At 59.6% G+C, this 16,419-nt stretch carries 14 protein-coding genes and 1 pseudogene; 9 read left to right on the plus strand and 6 right to left on the minus strand.

Going from position 1 to position 16,419, the window contains the following annotated elements:
* Both L9059_RS14250 and L9059_RS14255 read left to right on the plus strand, forming a co-directional pair.
* Positions 1 to 210 (plus strand): annotated as a pseudogene (locus tag L9059_RS14250) (AAA family ATPase); the annotation flags it as partial.
* A complete protein-coding gene (locus L9059_RS14255; protein ID WP_247291664.1) occupies positions 207 to 1,538 on the plus strand; it encodes a DUF58 domain-containing protein in 1,332 nt (443 codons plus the stop codon). The pseudogene L9059_RS14250 and the gene L9059_RS14255, both read left to right, overlap by 4 nt.
* Positions 1,539 to 1,553: 15 nt before the next feature.
* Here the strand turns inward: L9059_RS14255 and L9059_RS14260 are convergent, their stop codons facing one another.
* Positions 1,554 to 1,913, minus strand: coding sequence for a PilZ domain-containing protein (locus L9059_RS14260; protein ID WP_247291665.1), 360 nt, complete (start codon positions 1,911 to 1,913; stop codon positions 1,554 to 1,556).
* Between the two features lie 236 nt (positions 1,914 to 2,149).
* Entirely contained in the window at positions 2,150 to 2,524 is a 375-nt protein-coding gene (locus L9059_RS14265) for a tetratricopeptide repeat protein (protein ID WP_247291666.1), read from the minus strand.
* 157 nt (positions 2,525 to 2,681) lie between these two features.
* Here L9059_RS14265 and pyk point away from each other — a divergent pair, with 157 nt between their 5' ends.
* Positions 2,682 to 4,133 carry a pyruvate kinase gene (gene pyk / locus L9059_RS14270; protein WP_247291667.1) on the plus strand — a complete coding sequence of 484 codons (1,452 nt, stop codon included), beginning with the start codon at positions 2,682 to 2,684 and terminating at the stop codon, positions 4,131 to 4,133.
* Positions 4,134 to 4,322: 189 nt separating this feature from the next.
* Positions 4,323 to 5,687 (plus strand): NHL repeat-containing protein, encoded by a 1,365-nt coding sequence (locus L9059_RS14275; protein ID WP_247291668.1) that lies wholly within the window; start codon positions 4,323 to 4,325, stop codon positions 5,685 to 5,687.
* A 35-nt stretch (positions 5,688 to 5,722) separates the two neighbouring features.
* Here the strand turns inward: L9059_RS14275 and L9059_RS14280 are convergent, their stop codons facing one another.
* Both L9059_RS14280 and L9059_RS14285 read right to left on the minus strand, forming a co-directional pair.
* Positions 5,723 to 6,658, minus strand: a complete 936-nt coding sequence (locus L9059_RS14280) for an iron-sulfur-binding ferredoxin reductase (protein ID WP_247291669.1) — start codon at positions 6,656 to 6,658, stop codon at positions 5,723 to 5,725.
* Positions 6,651 to 7,757: a GGDEF domain-containing protein gene (locus L9059_RS14285; protein ID WP_247291670.1), complete on the minus strand. Its 1,107-nt coding sequence runs from the start codon at positions 7,755 to 7,757 to the stop codon at positions 6,651 to 6,653. Before L9059_RS14285 ends, L9059_RS14280 begins: the two co-directional genes overlap by 8 nt.
* A 353-nt stretch (positions 7,758 to 8,110) precedes the next feature.
* Here L9059_RS14285 and L9059_RS14290 point away from each other — a divergent pair, with 353 nt between their 5' ends.
* The 4 genes from L9059_RS14290 (at position 8,111) to L9059_RS14305 (ending at position 14,450) form a co-directional block, all read left to right on the plus strand.
* Positions 8,111 to 9,634, plus strand: coding sequence for a fumarate hydratase (locus tag L9059_RS14290; protein ID WP_057960547.1), 1,524 nt, complete (start codon positions 8,111 to 8,113; stop codon positions 9,632 to 9,634).
* Positions 9,635 to 9,740: 106 nt separating this feature from the next.
* The gene (locus L9059_RS14295; protein WP_247291671.1) at positions 9,741 to 11,516 is read left to right on the plus strand and encodes an ATP-binding protein; all 1,776 of its coding nucleotides are present in this window, start codon (positions 9,741 to 9,743) and stop codon (positions 11,514 to 11,516) included.
* Positions 11,501 to 12,826 (plus strand): sigma-54-dependent transcriptional regulator, encoded by a 1,326-nt coding sequence (locus tag L9059_RS14300; RefSeq protein WP_247291672.1) that lies wholly within the window; start codon positions 11,501 to 11,503, stop codon positions 12,824 to 12,826. Before L9059_RS14295 ends, L9059_RS14300 begins: the two co-directional genes overlap by 16 nt.
* Positions 12,827 to 13,130: 304 nt before the next feature.
* Complete coding sequence (locus L9059_RS14305) at positions 13,131 to 14,450, plus strand: MFS transporter (RefSeq protein ID WP_247291673.1); 1,320 nt, start codon at positions 13,131 to 13,133, stop codon at positions 14,448 to 14,450.
* A 97-nt stretch (positions 14,451 to 14,547) separates the two neighbouring features.
* Here the strand turns inward: L9059_RS14305 and L9059_RS14310 are convergent, their stop codons facing one another.
* Positions 14,548 to 15,303, minus strand: coding sequence for a COG4705 family protein (locus L9059_RS14310; RefSeq protein ID WP_247291674.1), 756 nt, complete (start codon positions 15,301 to 15,303; stop codon positions 14,548 to 14,550).
* Positions 15,304 to 15,524: 221 nt separating this feature from the next.
* Here L9059_RS14310 and L9059_RS14315 point away from each other — a divergent pair, with 221 nt between their 5' ends.
* Entirely contained in the window at positions 15,525 to 16,154 is a 630-nt protein-coding gene (locus tag L9059_RS14315; RefSeq protein WP_247291675.1) for a flavin reductase family protein, read from the plus strand.
* An 11-nt stretch (positions 16,155 to 16,165) separates the two neighbouring features.
* Here L9059_RS14315 and L9059_RS14320 read toward each other — a convergent pair whose 3' ends face one another.
* Positions 16,166 to 16,396, minus strand: a complete 231-nt coding sequence (locus tag L9059_RS14320) for a hypothetical protein (RefSeq protein ID WP_247291676.1) — start codon at positions 16,394 to 16,396, stop codon at positions 16,166 to 16,168.
* Positions 16,397 to 16,419 lie beyond the last annotated feature (23 nt).

Consider the following 16,419-nt stretch of genomic DNA (forward strand, 5'->3'; position numbering starts at 1 on the left):
CCACGAGCCTCCATTGCCCTGGTGCGCTGCGCCCGGGCCCGGGCCTTGTTGCGCGGCGGTGATTTTGTGATTCCTGATGATATAAAAGGTTGCGCCCTGGCAGTACTGCGCCATCGGGTACGCATCGCGCCAGAACTGGATATCGAAGGGCTGGACGTGGATCAGGTACTGCGCCAACTGCTCGATCAAGTGCCGGCACCGCGACTGTGAAACCCTCGCGCCTACTGCTGATCTGGCTGGCACTGCTGCTGGCCATTGGTATTGCGCTGGGCACTTTACGCGTACTGGGCCTCGCAGTGCCCGCCAGCCTGACACCGATCAGCTGGGGATTGCTCCTGGCTCTGCTGATGCTGGCAATACTCGACGCAGTCCGCGCCAAACGCCAACCGTCGCCGCAGGTTACGCGGCACATGCCCACGAGCCTGGCGTTGGGGCGTTGGAGCGAAGTTCGACTGGAGGTCGAACATGCCTCACCGCAATCACGAATCTTTCAGCTGCACGACCACGCCCCCGATGGCCTGAGCGTCGAGAGCCTGCCACTGTCGGTCGAGCTTCAACCCGGACATCGCAGCCAGGTCAGCTATCGTGTACGCCCGTTCAAGCGCGGCCACTTCAGCTTTGAACACTGCGAAGTAAACCTGGCGAGTCCACTGGGCCTGTGGACCGACAAGCGCTTGTTAACCCTTATCGACAGCACCCGCGTCTACCCCGACTTCGCCCGCCTCTACGGCGGCCAACTGCTAGCAGTGGACAATTGGCTCAGCCAGCTCGGCGTGCGTCAGCGGCAACGGCGGGGGCTCGGCATGGAGTTTCATCAACTGCGCGAATTTCGCGAAGGCGACAGCCTGCGCCAGATCGACTGGAAAGCCACCGCGCGCCAACGCACACCGATTGCCCGGGAATATCAGGACGAACGCGATCAGCAGATCATTTTCATGCTTGACTGCGGTCGGCGCATGCGCAGCCAGGACGGCGAACTGACGCACTTCGATCACGCCCTCAACGCCTGCCTGCTGTTGAGCTATATCGCCTTGCGCCAGGGCGATGCCGTTGGCCTGTGCACCTTTGCCAGCGATCAGCCGCGTTATCTGGCACCGGTCAAAGGCAGCGGGCAGCTCAACGTATTGCTCAATGCAGTTTATGACCTTGATACCACCCAGCGCCCTGCCGATTACCAGGCAGCCGCCAGCCAGCTACTGGCCCGGCAGAAACGCCGTGGCCTGGTGGTGCTGGTAACCAATCTGCGGGACGAGGACGATGAGGGGTTGCTCAGTGCCGTTCAACGCTTGAGCAAACAGCATAGGGTGCTGCTGGCAAGCTTGCGCGAAGAGGTGCTCGACCGGGTGCTGCAGACCCCGGTCCAGACTTTCGAGGAATCACTCACCTATTGCGGTACGGTGGACTACATGAACTCACGAGCCCGGCAACACGAGGGATTGAGTGCCCATGGCGTTCCGGTGGTGGATGTCCGGCCGGGGGATCTGGGCGCGGCGCTGGTGACGCACTATTTAAACTTGAAGCGCAGTGGCAGCACCTGAGATACCCGGCGCCTGTCAGGCCGAGGCCGGCAACGGCTGAAAACTGAAGTACTGCCTCAGAGCACTGACCAGTTCCCCATATTCCGCAGGCGCGCTCTGCAGGCTGAAACCGGCATCGTAATGATGGGGTGTCGCGTCTTCATGACACCACAGACAACATCCCCGCACATCAATGATCTGCTGGCTGCCATCACTGGCCGGGATCTTGAGACGCAAATCAAAATCCGCGCCGACCATCATGGGCAACTGGCTAATCAACATCAGCCCGTCCTCGGACACGTTACCCAGGAATCCAATGGGCTTGTCAGTCACGCTGTTAAACACTTTCAGAAAATACGGCAGCTGATGCCGTTCGATCCGGCGGTCGGTGAACATGCTGAATTCGCTATGCCAGGCCCTTAAGCAGAGCCGCACTAATGCTTCGGAACGGACCTGCCTGTCTGGGCAATGGGTACGCTCTCCCCGATCCTGGTGCGACAGTCCGTGGACCGCTGCCGCTTACTTCTGCCGATCACAGGTGTGACGCTGGCCTGGAGACAGGGCCCCAGACTCGAGCCATTGGACTATAGCTCACCGGCGTCGGTGAGCCAGGTTTGGGATGACAAGTGCAATCAGAAACGGGTCGCACGCACGGCGCTCGTGCTGCGCAGCGGGTAATGGCCCAGTGACTGTAGGGTCTCCAGGCGAGCACGGGCGCGGAACGCGTATTCGCTTTGCGGGTACGATGCAACGATGAATTGATAGGTTTGCGCCGCATCGACAAACAGTTTCTGCCGTTCCAGACACAAACCGCGCAACATCGACACTTCCGGCCACACGTAAGGCCGCGCGCGGCTGGCGCGCTCGACTTTCGACAGCTCGAGCGTCACTTGCTCGCAATTGCCCCGGTCGTAGGCACTGTAGGCGTTATTCAAATGATGGTTCATCGACCAACGGGTGCAGCCCGTGACACTGAGGGCCAGGGCGGCTATGAGCACGAATCGCATTAGGGTTCTCCTGTCTTGAGCTCTGTATCGACCCATCGGCGAAAATCTTCAGCAATGTTCGTTTCATGAGACAAACGAATAAGTAGTGCACGGGAACAATGACTACAACCGAAGAGCATAGTAGCCTCACTCAGCGCTTGAACTCAGGAGTCTTTGCATGTCCGTCCGTCGTACCAAAATCGTCGCTACCCTTGGCCCGGCCAGTAACTCGCCGGAAGTTCTCGAACAGCTGATTCTGGCTGGCCTGGACGTCGCCCGCCTGAACTTCTCCCACGGCACCCCCGACGAGCACAAGGCTCGCGCGAAGCTGGTGCGGGACCTCGCTGCCAAGCACGGCCGCTTTGTCGCGCTGTTGGGAGACCTGCAAGGCCCGAAAATTCGTATCGCCAAATTCGCCAGCAAGAAGATCGAGCTGAAGATCGGTGATCAATTCACCTTCTCCACCAGCCATCCCCTGACCGAAGGCAACCAGCAGATCGTCGGCATCGACTATCCGGATCTGGTCAAGGACTGCGGCGTGGGCGACGAGCTGCTGCTCGACGACGGTCGTGTGGTGATGCGCGTTGATACCGCCACCGCCACCGAGCTGCACTGCACCGTGATCATCGGCGGCCCGCTGTCGGACCACAAAGGTATCAACCGTCGCGGTGGCGGCCTGACTGCACCGGCCCTGACCGAGAAAGACAAAGCCGACATCAAGCTGGCTGCTGAAATGGAGGTTGATTACCTCGCCGTTTCCTTCCCGCGTGACGCGGCGGACATGGAATATGCGCGCCAACTGCGCGACGAAGCTGGCGGTACCGCCTGGCTGGTGGCGAAGATCGAACGCGCCGAAGCCGTGGCGGACGATGAAACACTCGACGGCCTGATCAAGGCTTCCGACGCGGTGATGGTTGCCCGTGGCGACCTCGGAGTGGAAATCGGCGACGCCGAGCTGGTCGGTATCCAGAAGAAAATCATTCTGCACGCTCGTCGCCACAACAAGGCAGTGATCGTGGCGACCCAGATGATGGAGTCGATGATCCAGAATCCGATGCCGACCCGTGCCGAAGTGTCCGATGTGGCCAACGCCGTGCTCGACTACACCGACGCCGTAATGCTGTCGGCTGAAAGTGCTGCCGGTCTGTACCCGCTGGAAGCTGTGCAAGCGATGGCGCGCATCTGCGTCGGCGCGGAAAAACACCCCACCGGCAAGACCTCCAGCCACCGTATCGGCAAAGAGTTCACTCGCTGCGACGAGAGCATTGCGCTGGCGACCATGTATACGGCCAACCACTTCCCGGGTGTAAAGGCGATCATTGCGTTGACCGAAAGTGGCTACACGCCGCTGATCATGTCGCGCATTCGCTCTTCGGTGCCGATCTACGCGTTCTCCCCGCACCGCGAAACCCAGGCCCGCGCGGCCATGTTCCGCGGCGTCTACACCGTACCGTTCGATCCGGCTTCGCTTGAGCCACACGAAGTTAGCCAGAAGGCGATCGACGAACTCGTCAAGCGCGGCGTCGTCGAGAAAGGTGACTGGGTCATTCTGACCAAGGGCGACAGCTACCACACCACCGGTGGCACCAACGGGATGAAAATCCTGCACGTGGGTGATCCGCAGGTCTGAGTAAGCGATTGCTACGAAAAAAACCGCCATGTTAACGGCGGTTTTTTTTCGTCTGAAAAAGGGTAAAAACCCGCGTTAGCTGTCAACTCTTACAGTAGATGGATACGCCAAACCATGACTCACTAGAGGCCTGCCAGGATTGATGCTTGGCACCCAGAGAAATGCTTTGCCTCTAATGGAGCCAGACAGATGAATACGCAGAACGACAGCAGCACAGGTGAACTGGACCCCCACTTCGGTGAAAACGGCTTCGTGCCCATGCCTTCACCTGACCCTGACTATCCAGATTTTGCTTCACGAGTAACCGCCATCGGCCCAGACAATAGGATATATATTGCGGGAGAAGCGGCGCAAGGATTGAACTACTCGATCTATACCTTGACCCGACTAAATGACGATGGGTCCATCGATACCAGCTTCGGCGAACAGGGCCATTTTCATGATTATTTTTACCGGTCTGACCGCTCTCACTTCTATGCCGAACAGATTATTTTCAAGAATGACAGAATCATCCTGACCGGTAATTTGTTTTACCAGGAAAATGGTGTGATGAACGCTGATAAAGCTGCCGTTCGCTTTTTATCCAACGGCACGCTTGACGAAGAATTTGGAGAAAACGGGAAGTATATTTTTCACTTTCCTGGCAATGATATCGCGGCGTCTGGCTACAACGAAGAGCGCCTGAAGATTGCCCGATCCAAATGCGCAGCGCCCGCCCATCCCAACCAATTTCAGCCCAATTCACAGGGAGTTTGCTCGCTCCAGAGCGATCACATCATATTGCTCCACACCACAGGCACCTTTGAATGGACGGACTCACTCATCATCCGCCTGACAGAGGACGGGGCCCTTGATCCAACATTCAATGGCTCCGGGTATGTCCGTGTCAATTATGACCAATTTTCCTTCCTCGAACTTTACAGTGTGTCAGTCGACGACACAGGAAATTACATCAGTGCAGGCAGCGTCCGAGCGGATTACTACGCACAACCGGAGTTCATCATTCTGGTAAAACACGGACAAGATGGCAGGCTGGATACCTCCTTTCAGCAGGAAGGATTCTTGCAGATTCAAGATGAAGACCCAAACTATGGATTACGACTTATAAAAACCGTGAAACAGCCTAACAATCGCGTTCTGTGCTTAGGTTTCAGGTTCTCTAAAGTTTTTGGTGAGCTTTCCGGTTTTTTGATAAGCCGGGAAGCAGACGGCTCCAGCAACATTCAGTTTAATAGAGGAAAGCCTGTATTCACCAACGTAAATACCGCCACGACCTTCTTGATCAACGCCGACTTTTTGCCCGGCGGAAATTTATTGGCCACTGCACTTGTCGATGTAGTATCGCGCGAACGCCATTACGCAGTCGCTCGTTTCTTGCACAACGGGGTTATTGACGAGGACTATGGAAATGGCGCCGGGTGGCTGGTTTACAGGGCGGCGAAAAACTTTACCCTCGAAGCGTCAACCATAAAAAACAACAAAATCATTTTTGCAGTGGATGATGAATACGACAGTAAAATTCACCGCGCTATTGCACGAGGCCTGATGCCCTGATTACGAGCAGCACTATGTGAATGGAGGTTGTTATCTCAACCGCGAGACAGGAAGACGTCGGCCAGCAGTTGATTGCGCGGCAGCCCCGCCAGGTACAGGCGCCGGGCAAAGGCATCGACGCTGTCGGGCGACCCGCAGAGTAAGGCTTGGGTTTGCCGGGAAACAAGGCGCAGTTGCGCTAAAACCGCGGGCAACTCGGTCGGCGTCCACAGTTCGATGCTGAGGTTCGGGCGACTGGCGGCCATGGCTTGCAGGGGTTTGGCCAGATAATGCTCACCGGCGTCATGGGCGAGGTGAATAACCCGGATGGCGCCCTGGTGATCCTGCCGCAGGGCTTCACGCAAGACGCCGAACAACGGGCCCAGCCCGGTGCCGGCGGCCAGCAGCCAGAGTGGCCGGGTGTGCCAGTCGGCGTCGTAATGCAGTGCGCCGCCACGCAGTTCACCCAGTCGCAACGAGTCGCCAATCTGCAACTGACGCGCGGCATCACTGAATGCGCCGGGTTGGCGGCAATCAAGGTGAAACTCCAGAAAGCGGTCTTCTCCCGGCAGGCTGGCGAGGGAGTAAGGCCGCGCCACGTTACCGGCCCACAACACCAGATGTTGCCCGGCGCTGTAGCGCAACGGGCGCTGAGGTATCAGACGCAAACGCAACACATGGCTGCTCAACCAATCGACGGCGACGACTTCGGCCGGGCGGCCGTCCTGGTGCGGGTCGAAGGCATGCACCTGCAAATTCTCGATCACCTGACACTGGCACGCCAGGCGCCAGCCTTGCTGACGCTGTTCTGCACTCAGGGCATCAGGGCGGCTGTCACTCGGCAATCCTTGCGTACATTGCACCAGACATGCATGACAACTGCCGGCACGGCAACTGTAGGGAACGGACACACCGTGTTGATTCAATGAATCGAGCAGGTTGCTGCCCACTGGCACCGACCAACGCCGCTCGCCAACCCGTAACTCAGGCATCGGCGTTCTCCCATGCCGCCGCGCAGCGATTGCGCCCATCGCGCTTGGCGCGATAGAGCGCCTGGTCAGCCCGGTGCAAGGCGTCATCGAGATCGTCACCCAGCTCAAGCAATGTCATACCCGCCGACAGGCTGAGATGGCTGACACTGATGCCTATCAACTCCACGTCGGTAAAGGCGATGCGCAGCCGCTCGCAACATGAAGTCAGCCGTTCGGCATTGCAGTCAGGCAGCAGCACTACGAACTCTTCACCGCCATACCGGGCCAGCACGTCACCTTCGCGCAGACAGGCGCTGGCGACGGCAGCAAAGGCCTGCAGCACCTGGTCGCCGGCAGCATGGCCGTGGACGTCATTGATTCGCTTGAAGTGATCGAGGTCGATCAGGGCCAGGCCATGCACGACATCAGCATCCATCGTGTCCAACTCGCGGGTAGCCAGGCGCAGGAAGTGCCGACGATTGAACAGGCCAGTCAGTTCATCGGTGGCTACCAGGTTTTCGAGCTGGCGCATCATTCCGCGCAGGGTGTCCTGGTGCGCCTGCAAGGCAAAACGGCGCTGGCGCATACGTTGTCGCGAAGCCTGGACATAGCGGGCATAGAACACCAGCCAGATCAGGACGATGAACAGCAGGCAGACCTGCAGGACGGCGAGTGCCGGGTCAGCCAGCTGAAAATGGTAACCGTCCCATAGCGTGATAGCGCTGAAACTGAAGAACACCAGCAGCGCGCAACGAATAAACGCGTAACGCGACAGATGGAACAGGCCAAACAGCAGGACCAGTACGTAAAAGACCAGGAACGTGCCGCGAGCCTCGTCCAGGTGGGCAATCAGCCAGGTTTGCCAGCCCAGTCCCAGCAGCACTTGCGCTTCGGTCAAGCTGGGGTCGGGAAGGCGCTGGTTGCGGCCGCTGTAAAAAAAACCGAACAGCGCCACCTGACTGATGACTACAAGCGCACTGCCAATGACGACACTGGCAAGGGGGGCATCGTAATAACCGGTAAAAAAAGCCAGCCACAGTAGCAGCAAGGCCAGGGCATAGGTACCGGCGGCGAGGGCGAAGCGTTTGAGTAAAAGTCGTTGGATGGCGTTATGGGTCAATCGTTGACTCACCGTGCGAAAAAAACGCTGTTTGAGTGTCCTACTCTACAGTCCGGATGCCACTTTAGTGGCGAGCCGGATAAATGACCAATCAATTCTAAGATCAAAAAACTGGCGTCAAAACCATGACTCGACATCCCGATAAATCCTGTCTTACGTAACGCCCGCATCCTATGCGACCAACGAATGACCTCTGCCGGGTGTTTACCAAACCGAGGCGCGGTATACTGCCGCGCCTTTTTAGCGTCGCGCCAGCAGCCCCGGCGTGCCTTGAAAGGTGCTTGCAACCGACCGATGCACCCAAGCTGCAAGCACCTTATTGAATGTTCCCGTCTTTAAGAGGAGCGCGACTCATGACCGTGATCAAGCAAGACGACCTGATTCAGAGCGTTGCCGACGCCCTGCAGTTCATTTCCTATTACCACCCCGTGGATTTCATCCAGGCGATGCACGAAGCCTACCTGCGCGAAGAATCGCCAGCGGCCCGTGACTCGATGGCGCAAATCCTGATTAACTCGCGCATGTGCGCCACCGGCCACCGCCCGATCTGCCAGGACACCGGCATCGTCACCGTGTTCGTCCGTGTGGGCATGGACGTGCGTTGGGATGGCGCTACCATGGGCCTGGACGACATGATAAACGAGGGCGTACGTCGCGCCTACAACCTGCCGGAAAACGTCCTGCGCGCCTCGATCCTCGCCGACCCGGCGGGCGCTCGCAAAAACACCAAGGACAACACCCCCGCAGTTATCCACTACTCCATTGTCCCGGGTAACACCGTAGAAGTGGACGTGGCGGCGAAGGGTGGCGGCTCCGAGAACAAGTCGAAGATGGCCATGCTCAACCCGTCCGACTCAATCGTCGACTGGGTCTTGAAAACCGTTCCTACCATGGGTGCCGGCTGGTGCCCACCGGGCATGCTCGGCATCGGCATCGGCGGCACCGCCGAGAAAGCCGCGGTAATGGCCAAGGAAGTGTTGATGGAGTCCATCGACATCCACGAGCTGAAGAAGCGCGGTCCGTCCAACCGTATCGAAGAGATGCGTCTGGAGCTGTTCGAGAAGGTCAACCAATTGGGCATCGGCGCCCAGGGTTTGGGTGGCCTCACCACCGTGCTCGACGTGAAGATCATGGACTACCCGACCCACGCCGCTTCGTTGCCGGTGTGCATGATCCCGAACTGCGCAGCTACTCGTCACGCGCACTTCGTGCTCGACGGTTCCGGCCCGGCCTCGCTGGAAGCGCCACCGCTGGACGCCTACCCGGAAATCGTCTGGGAAGCCGGCCCATCGGCCCGTCGCGTCAACCTCGACACCCTGACCCCGGAGGACGTGCAAAGCTGGAAGCCGGGCGAAACCGTCCTGCTTAACGGCAAGATGCTCACCGGTCGCGACGCGGCGCACAAGCGCATGGTCGAGATGCTGAACAAGGGTGAAACCTTGCCGGTCGACCTCAAGGGTCGTTTCATCTACTACGTCGGCCCGGTTGATCCGGTGCGCGAAGAAGTCGTGGGCCCTGCGGGTCCGACCACCGCCACGCGGATGGACAAGTTCACCCGGCAGATCCTCGAGCAAACCGGCCTGCTGGGCATGATCGGCAAATCCGAGCGCGGCCCGACCGCCATCGAAGCGATCAAGGACCACAAGGCCGTCTACCTGATGGCTGTTGGCGGCGCGGCTTACCTGGTGGCGCAAGCCATCAAGAAATCCCGCGTGGTGGCTTTCGCCGAATTGGGTATGGAGGCGATCTACGAGTTCGACGTCAAGGACATGCCGGTGACCGTTGCGGTAGACAGCAAGGGTGAGTCGGTACACATCACGGGTCCTGCCATCTGGCAGAAAAAGATCAGTGAGAGTCTGGCGGTGGAAGTGCAGTAAGCATTTCAGACATGTCTAGCAAAGGCGACAGGTGTCATGCTCCTGTCGCCTTTTTTATGGCTCATGCTATGGTGCGCGCCCACCGTCCCCGTGTGTAACGCCCAGCATGCTCGAGTCATCTCGCCCCCTGCGCCTGACGCTCTACTCCCTTGTGATTGTTGCCGGCGCCATCATCGCTGCCACCCTGGCTATGCGCCACGCCGAGCGTCAGGCGCTGGTAGAGGACGCTGCTCGCGCCAATCAGCAACTGGGCTTGTATGCGAGCTCGCTGCACACCCTGATCGAACGCTACCGCGCCCTGCCCGCCGTGCTGGCCCTGGACCCGGAGTTGCGTTCGGCACTCGAGGGGCCGTTGACCGCCGAACAGCAGGACCTGCTCAACCGCAAGCTGGAAAAAATCAACGGCGCAGCCGAGTCCTCGACCCTGGAACTGCTCGATCCCACTGGCCTCGCCGTGGCCGCGAGCAACTGGCGCCTGCCCAGCAGCTACGTCGGTCACAACTATGGCTTTCGCCCCTACTTCAGCCAGACACGCACCCTGGGGGCCGGGCGCTTCTATGCAGTGGGGGTGACCAGCGGGATCCCCGGTTACTTCCTGTCCAGAGCAGTGACTGCCGACGATGGGCGATTTCTGGGCGCCATGGTGGTCAAGCTCGAATTCCCCGAGCTGGAACGAGAATGGCGCCAGGGCAGCGACACACTGCTGGTCAGCGATGCGCGCGGGGTGATCTTCATCGCCAATCAGCCAGGCTGGCGGTATCGCTTGCTCAAACCGCTGAATGACAGCGATCACGCCGAACTCAAGGCCACCCGCCAGTACGATAAGCAGCCACTGTCGCTGCTGAAGTATCAGCCCCTGCAAAGTTTCGACGACAACAGCCATCTGATGCGGATAGATGGCCCGGACGGCGAACGTGATTACCTGTGGGAATCCCTGCCCCTGGCCGCCGAAGGCTGGACCCTGCACCTGCTCCGCCGCCCACAGGTCGCCTTCGAAGACAGCCGTACCGCCGCGCTGGCGGCGGCCGGGTCATGGTTGGCACTGGTGTTCCTGCTGCTGTTTCTCAATCAACGCTGGCGCCTGGCAAAGATGCGCCAGCGCAGTCGCGAAGAGCTCGAACGCCTGGTGGAAGAGCGTACCCGCGACCTGCGCACCGCCCAGGACGGCCTGGTGCAATCGGCCAAGCTCGCCGCCCTCGGCCAGATGTCTGCCGCCTTGGCCCATGAAATCAACCAGCCGCTGACCGCCCAACGCATGCAGCTGGCGACCTTGCGCCTGTTGCTCGACCACGGACGGGTAGATGACGCCTACAAGGCACTCAAGCCAGTGGACGACATGCTGACGCGCATGGCCGCCCTTACCGGCCACCTGAAGACCTTTGCCCGCAAGAGCCCCAGCGGCCTGCGCGAACGCCTGGACCTGGCGACCGTCGTTGATCAGGCGCTACAACTGCTCGAAACCCGCCTGCGGGACGAACAGGTGAGCACAGTACTGCACCTGACGCGGCCGGCCTGGGTCCGTGGCGACTCGATTCGCCTGGAGCAGGTGCTGATCAATCTGTTGCGCAACGCCCTGGACGCGATGCACGACAAACCCTGCAAGCGCCTGGAAATCCGTCTGGAAGATGATGAACAGCTGTGGCGCCTGACCGTGTCGGATAACGGCGGTGGCATCGCCGAAGAACACTTGGCAAAAGTCTTCGATCCGTTTTTCACGACCAAACCCGTCGGTGATGGCCTGGGCATCGGACTGGCCGTATCCTTTGCCATCATCCACGAATCCGGCGGGCGCCTGAGCGCGGAAAACCAGGAGCTGGGCGCCGCTTTCACCCTCACCCTGCCGATAGACCAGGAGACCCAGGGCCCATGCTCAACTCAGTGATCGTCGTCGACGACGAAAGCAGCATTCGCAGCGCCGTCGAACAATGGTTGAGCCTGTCTGGGTTCGAAGTACAATTGTTCAGTCGCGCCGAAGAGTGCCTGGCGCAGTTGCCCAGGCACTTCCCCGGGGTGATTCTCAGCGACGTGCGTATGCCCGGTATGACCGGCCTGGAGCTGTTAGCCGAGGTCCAGCGGCGTGATGCCGACTTGCCGGTGATCCTGCTGACCGGCCACGGCGATGTTCCGATGGCAGTGGACGCGATGCGCGACGGCGCCTACGACTTCCTCGAAAAACCCTTCAGTCCCGAGACGTTGCTTGGCAGCCTGCGGCGCGCGCTCGACAAGCGCCGGCTGGTGCTGGAGAACCGAGCCCTGCATAAACAAGCCGACAACCGCGCCAAGCTGGATGCCACCCTGTTGGGCGTATCCCGGGGATTGCAGACGTTGCGCAGCAAGGTGCTGGATCTGGCGGCATTGCCGGTCAATGTATTGATCCGCGGAGAAACCGGCAGTGGCAAAGAGCTGGTTGCCCGCTGCCTGCACGACTTCGGGCCTCGGGCCAGTAAGCCCTTTGTGGCGCTCAACTGCGCAGCGATCCCCGAGCAACTGTTCGAGGCCGAACTGTTCGGCCACGAAAGTGGCGCGTTCACCGGCGCCCAGGGAAAGCGCATCGGCAAGCTTGAATACGCCGACGGCGGCACGCTATTTCTCGATGAAATCGAAAGCATGCCATTAGCCCAGCAAGTGAAATTGCTGCGAGTGCTGCAGGAACAGAAACTCGAGCGCCTGGGTTCGAACCAGAGTATCCGCGTAGACCTGCGGATCATCGCCGCGACCAAGCCCGACCTGCTGGACGAAGCCCGAGCAGGGCGTTTTCGCGAAGACCTGGCCTACCGCCTGAACGTCGCCGAGCTGCGGCTGCCGCCCCTGCGTGATCGGCGCGAAGACATTCCGTTGCTATTTGAGACCTTCGCCCAGAGCGCCGCCGAGCGCCTGGGCCGTACATTTCCACCGCTGACCGGCGCCCAGTTGAGCCACTTGCTGAGTCATGACTGGCCGGGCAACGTCCGTGAACTGGCCAACGTTGCCGAGCGCCAAGTGCTGGGGCTGGATGAGCCGGCCCTGGCGGGTAGCGAACCGGGACAGTCACTGGCAGCTCGACAGGAGGCTTTCGAGGAACACTGCCTGCGGGCGGCGTTGACCCGGCACAAAGGCGATGTGAAAGCGGTGCTCGAAGAGTTGCAGCTGCCGCGTCGGACCTTCAATGAAAAGATGCAGCGGCATGGGCTGACTCGCGAGATGTTTTTGTAGCGTCTGGATCGGCCTCTTCGCGGGCAAGCCCGCAAGTTTTGTGGCCGAGCACATATCCGTGGTCCACCTTGATCCCTGTGGGAGCGGGCTTGCCCGCGATGAGGCCATTGCTGCCAATACAAATCTACAAGCTGATAAGCGATTTTCCGCTCACCCCCCATTTTCCAATAAGCGGTAATCCGCTTACCCACCCGTCCAAACCCCTCTAAACCGGCCCTTCCCTTGTTGGCACAGCTCCTGCTATAGCCCCGGCAGGCTGCGTTTTAATGCGCTCAAAAAAAACAATTAGATTAAGGATCCTTCAATGGATAACTCCAACACCCTGCCCGCAGGATCGGCTGCCGTGCCGGCCAAGCCTCGAACCACCTCCAGTCGCATCAGATCGATCTTCAGCGGTTCGGTCGGCAACATGGTCGAGTGGTACGACTGGTACGTCTACGCTGCGTTCTCGCTGTACTTCGCCAAAGCCTTTTTCCCTAAAGGCGACACCACCGCACAGCTTCTGAATACTGCAGCGATCTTTGCCGTGGGCTTCCTCATGCGTCCGATCGGGGGCTGGCTGATGGGCCTATACGCCGATAAGGTCGGCCGTAAAAAGGCGCTGATGGCGTCGGTTTACCTGATGTGCTTCGGCTCGTTGGTTATTGCCCTAAGCCCGGGCTATGAAACCATCGGCATCGGCGCACCGATCCTGCTGATCTTCGCTCGTTTGCTGCAAGGCCTCTCGGTCGGTGGCGAGTACGGTACCTCGGCCACTTACCTCAGCGAGATGGCGACCAAGGAACGTCGCGGGTTCTTCTCGAGCTTCCAGTACGTGACCCTGATCTCCGGCCAGCTCATTGCGCTGGGCGTGCTGATCGTCCTGCAGAACATCCTCACCACCGAGGAGCTCTATGCCTGGGGCTGGCGCATCCCGTTCGCCATCGGCGCGCTGTGTGCCGTGGTCGCGCTCTACCTGCGTCGCGGCATGGAAGAAACCGAGTCGTTCACCAAGAAAGAAAAGGCCAAGGAAAGCGCCATGCGCACGCTTATGCGCCACCCCAAGGAACTGCTGACCGTAGTTGGCCTGACCATGGGGGGTACCCTGGCGTTCTACACCTATACCACCTACATGCAGAAGTACCTGGTGAACACGGTCGGCATGAGCATCTCCGACTCCACCACGATTTCGGCGGCCACGCTGTTCCTGTTCATGTGCCTGCAACCGCTGGTAGGCGGGCTGTCGGATAAAGTCGGGCGCCGGCCGATCCTGATCGCCTTCGGCGTCCTGGGTACGTTGTTTACCGTGCCGATCCTGACAGCCCTGCATACTGTGCAGAGCTGGTGGGGCGCGTTCTTCCTGATCATGGCGGCGCTGATCATCGTCAGCGGCTACACCTCGATCAACGCGGTGGTGAAAGCCGAACTGTTCCCGACCGAAATTCGTGCACTGGGTGTTGGCTTGCCCTACGCGCTGACCGTATCGATTTTCGGCGGTACCGCTGAATATATCGCGCTGTGGTTCAAGGCCAGTGGCATGGAAACCGGCTACTACTGGTATGTGACTGGATGTATCGCAGTGTCGTTGCTGGTGTACATCACCATGAAAGACACCCGCAAGCACTCGCGCATTACCACTGACTGACCGTCACATTCAGGTCGGCTAAGCCGGCCTCTTTGTCGGAACGCCGTCCGGAGCTTGCTCGCTCCAGGCGGCGTTACGACGCCCCCCCCCAGATCTATCAGCTCAACTCGGCAGCCGCCGGCTTCGCGTACCTGTTCTGCGCGTAGGAAGCACCCGCAATCATCACCACCAGAATCCCCGCCAACACCAGCGAGGAGCCAACCGTACCGAAATCCAGCCCACCCTTTCCATGCGGCTTTGTCAGGAAATCACCTAAGGTCGCGCCGAACGGCCGGGTGAGGACAAACGCCAGCCAGAACAGCAACACCGATGAAATCCTGGTGAAGTACTTGAGCAGCACCACCACCGCAATGGTCGAGCCGATCAACAGCGCGCCACCGGCAAAGCCCAGGCCCGAGTCGTCGGCCAGGTAATCGCCCAGTGCCGTGCCCAGGGTGTTGGAAAACAGAATCGCCATCCAGTAGAACATTTCGCCACGGAAGGTCTGGACCTTGGTCACGTTCAGCGAATCACCGCTCAAGCGCCAGGCGGCAAAAATCCCGATCAGGATGGCAATCAAAATCATCGAACCGGTGGCGTAGCCCAGACCAAGGGTCCGATCCATGAAGTCCGACATCGTGGTGCCCGCCGTGCTGGTCGACAGGATCACGATCCAGTACAGCACCGGTTTGTAGGAGTTGGACATCAGTTGGGTGATCAACGTCAGCACGAACACGCTGATCAGAATCAGCGAGCTGATGGCGTAGCCGACGTTGAGAGTCATCGACAGCAAATCGCCTGCGGTCTCCCCCAGGGTCGTCGCGCAGATTTTCATCACCCAGAATGCGAGGGTAATTTGAGGAAGTTTGTTCATCGAGGGTAAAGCTCCAGTGTGCGTGGCGGCCGTTTCTTGGTTTCGCACGCAGACTGGCGGGGGCGCGGTGAAAAATAGGTAAGGGCTTTATGAAAAATCTGTCACTTAAGCAAATGGGAAGATTTTATGGCGGGCGGGTTTGCTCGTGATTCCGGGTCAGATACATTGCTTTTGACCGACAGATTATCGCGAGCACGCTCGCCCCACAGGAACGCCACTCCATGCCCGACGACATCCACTTCTACGAACCCGCCAACGGCCACGGCCTGCCCCACGATCCGTTCAACGCCATCGTCGGGCCGCGGCCCATCGGCTGGATTTCTTCACAGGATGCCAGCGGCCACCTGAACCTGGCGCCCTACAGTTTTTTCAACGCCTTCAACTACATCCCACCGATCATTGGGTTCTCCAGCGTCGGACGCAAAGACAGCCTCAACAATATCGAGCAGACCGGCGAGTTCGCCTGGAACCTGGCGACTCGCCCGCTGGCCGAGCAGATGAATCAGAGTTGCGCGATGGTTGGGCCTGAGGTCGATGAATTCGAGTTGTCCGGGCTGACACCGGCCGCCTCTAAAGTGATCCAGGTGCCGCGGGTCGCCGAAAGCCCGGTGTCCTTCGAATGCAAGGTCACGCAGATCATTCAACTGCAACGCGCTGACGGTAATGTGGTGCCCAGCTGGCTGGTTCTCGGCGAAGTGGTGGCCGTGCACATTGCCAAATGGCTGTTGAAGGATGGGGTATACGACACCGCCGCGGCAAAACCGATTCTGCGCGGCGGCGGGCCGGCGGATTACTTCCAGCTGGGGCCGGAGGCACTGTTCAAGATGTTCCGCCCGGGGGCGGTCAGGTAGCGACCCGTCAGTTACCAGATCAACTCGCCCTCTTCGCCGACGTCCTTGAGGTGCGTCAGTTGCATGGCGGCCGCCTCGTCGGCTTCCTTGGCGGTCTTGAAGGTCTGTTCTTCCAGCAGCTTGTTGAAGCGCGGCGCGCCCGAGCCACCGATGGCTTTGGTGGCGATCGCCGCGTAGTAACCGCCCTCGCGAGGAACGACGGCCGATACGGCTTCGAAGGTTTCAAAGGCTTTACGTGCCATGTCGGGCATCCTGGCTGATTGAG

It is taken from the genome of Pseudomonas violetae, assembly GCF_023072615.1.
GTDB classification, from domain to species: domain Bacteria; phylum Pseudomonadota; class Gammaproteobacteria; order Pseudomonadales; family Pseudomonadaceae; genus Aquipseudomonas; species Aquipseudomonas violetae.

What these genes read in the sequence shown, in the direction of transcription:
- L9059_RS14260 (WP_247291665.1), bottom strand. Translation starts at nt 1,913, where the DNA reads ATGTTCACCGACCGCCGGATCGAACGGCATCAGCTGCCGTATTTTCTG.
- L9059_RS14265 (WP_247291666.1), bottom strand. Translation starts at nt 2,524, where the DNA reads ATGCGATTCGTGCTCATAGCCGCCCTGGCCCTCAGTGTCACGGGCTGC.
- pyk (WP_247291667.1), top strand. Translation starts at nt 2,682, where the DNA reads ATGTCCGTCCGTCGTACCAAAATCGTCGCTACCCTTGGCCCGGCCAGT.
- L9059_RS14275 (WP_247291668.1), top strand. Translation starts at nt 4,323, where the DNA reads ATGAATACGCAGAACGACAGCAGCACAGGTGAACTGGACCCCCACTTC.
- L9059_RS14280 (WP_247291669.1), bottom strand. Translation starts at nt 6,658, where the DNA reads ATGCCTGAGTTACGGGTTGGCGAGCGGCGTTGGTCGGTGCCAGTGGGC.
- L9059_RS14290 (WP_057960547.1), top strand. Translation starts at nt 8,111, where the DNA reads ATGACCGTGATCAAGCAAGACGACCTGATTCAGAGCGTTGCCGACGCC.
- L9059_RS14295 (WP_247291671.1), top strand. Translation starts at nt 9,741, where the DNA reads ATGCTCGAGTCATCTCGCCCCCTGCGCCTGACGCTCTACTCCCTTGTG.
- L9059_RS14300 (WP_247291672.1), top strand. Translation starts at nt 11,501, where the DNA reads ATGCTCAACTCAGTGATCGTCGTCGACGACGAAAGCAGCATTCGCAGC.
- L9059_RS14305 (WP_247291673.1), top strand. Translation starts at nt 13,131, where the DNA reads ATGGATAACTCCAACACCCTGCCCGCAGGATCGGCTGCCGTGCCGGCC.
- L9059_RS14310 (WP_247291674.1), bottom strand. Translation starts at nt 15,303, where the DNA reads ATGAACAAACTTCCTCAAATTACCCTCGCATTCTGGGTGATGAAAATC.
- L9059_RS14315 (WP_247291675.1), top strand. Translation starts at nt 15,525, where the DNA reads ATGCCCGACGACATCCACTTCTACGAACCCGCCAACGGCCACGGCCTG.
- L9059_RS14320 (WP_247291676.1), bottom strand. Translation starts at nt 16,396, where the DNA reads ATGGCACGTAAAGCCTTTGAAACCTTCGAAGCCGTATCGGCCGTCGTT.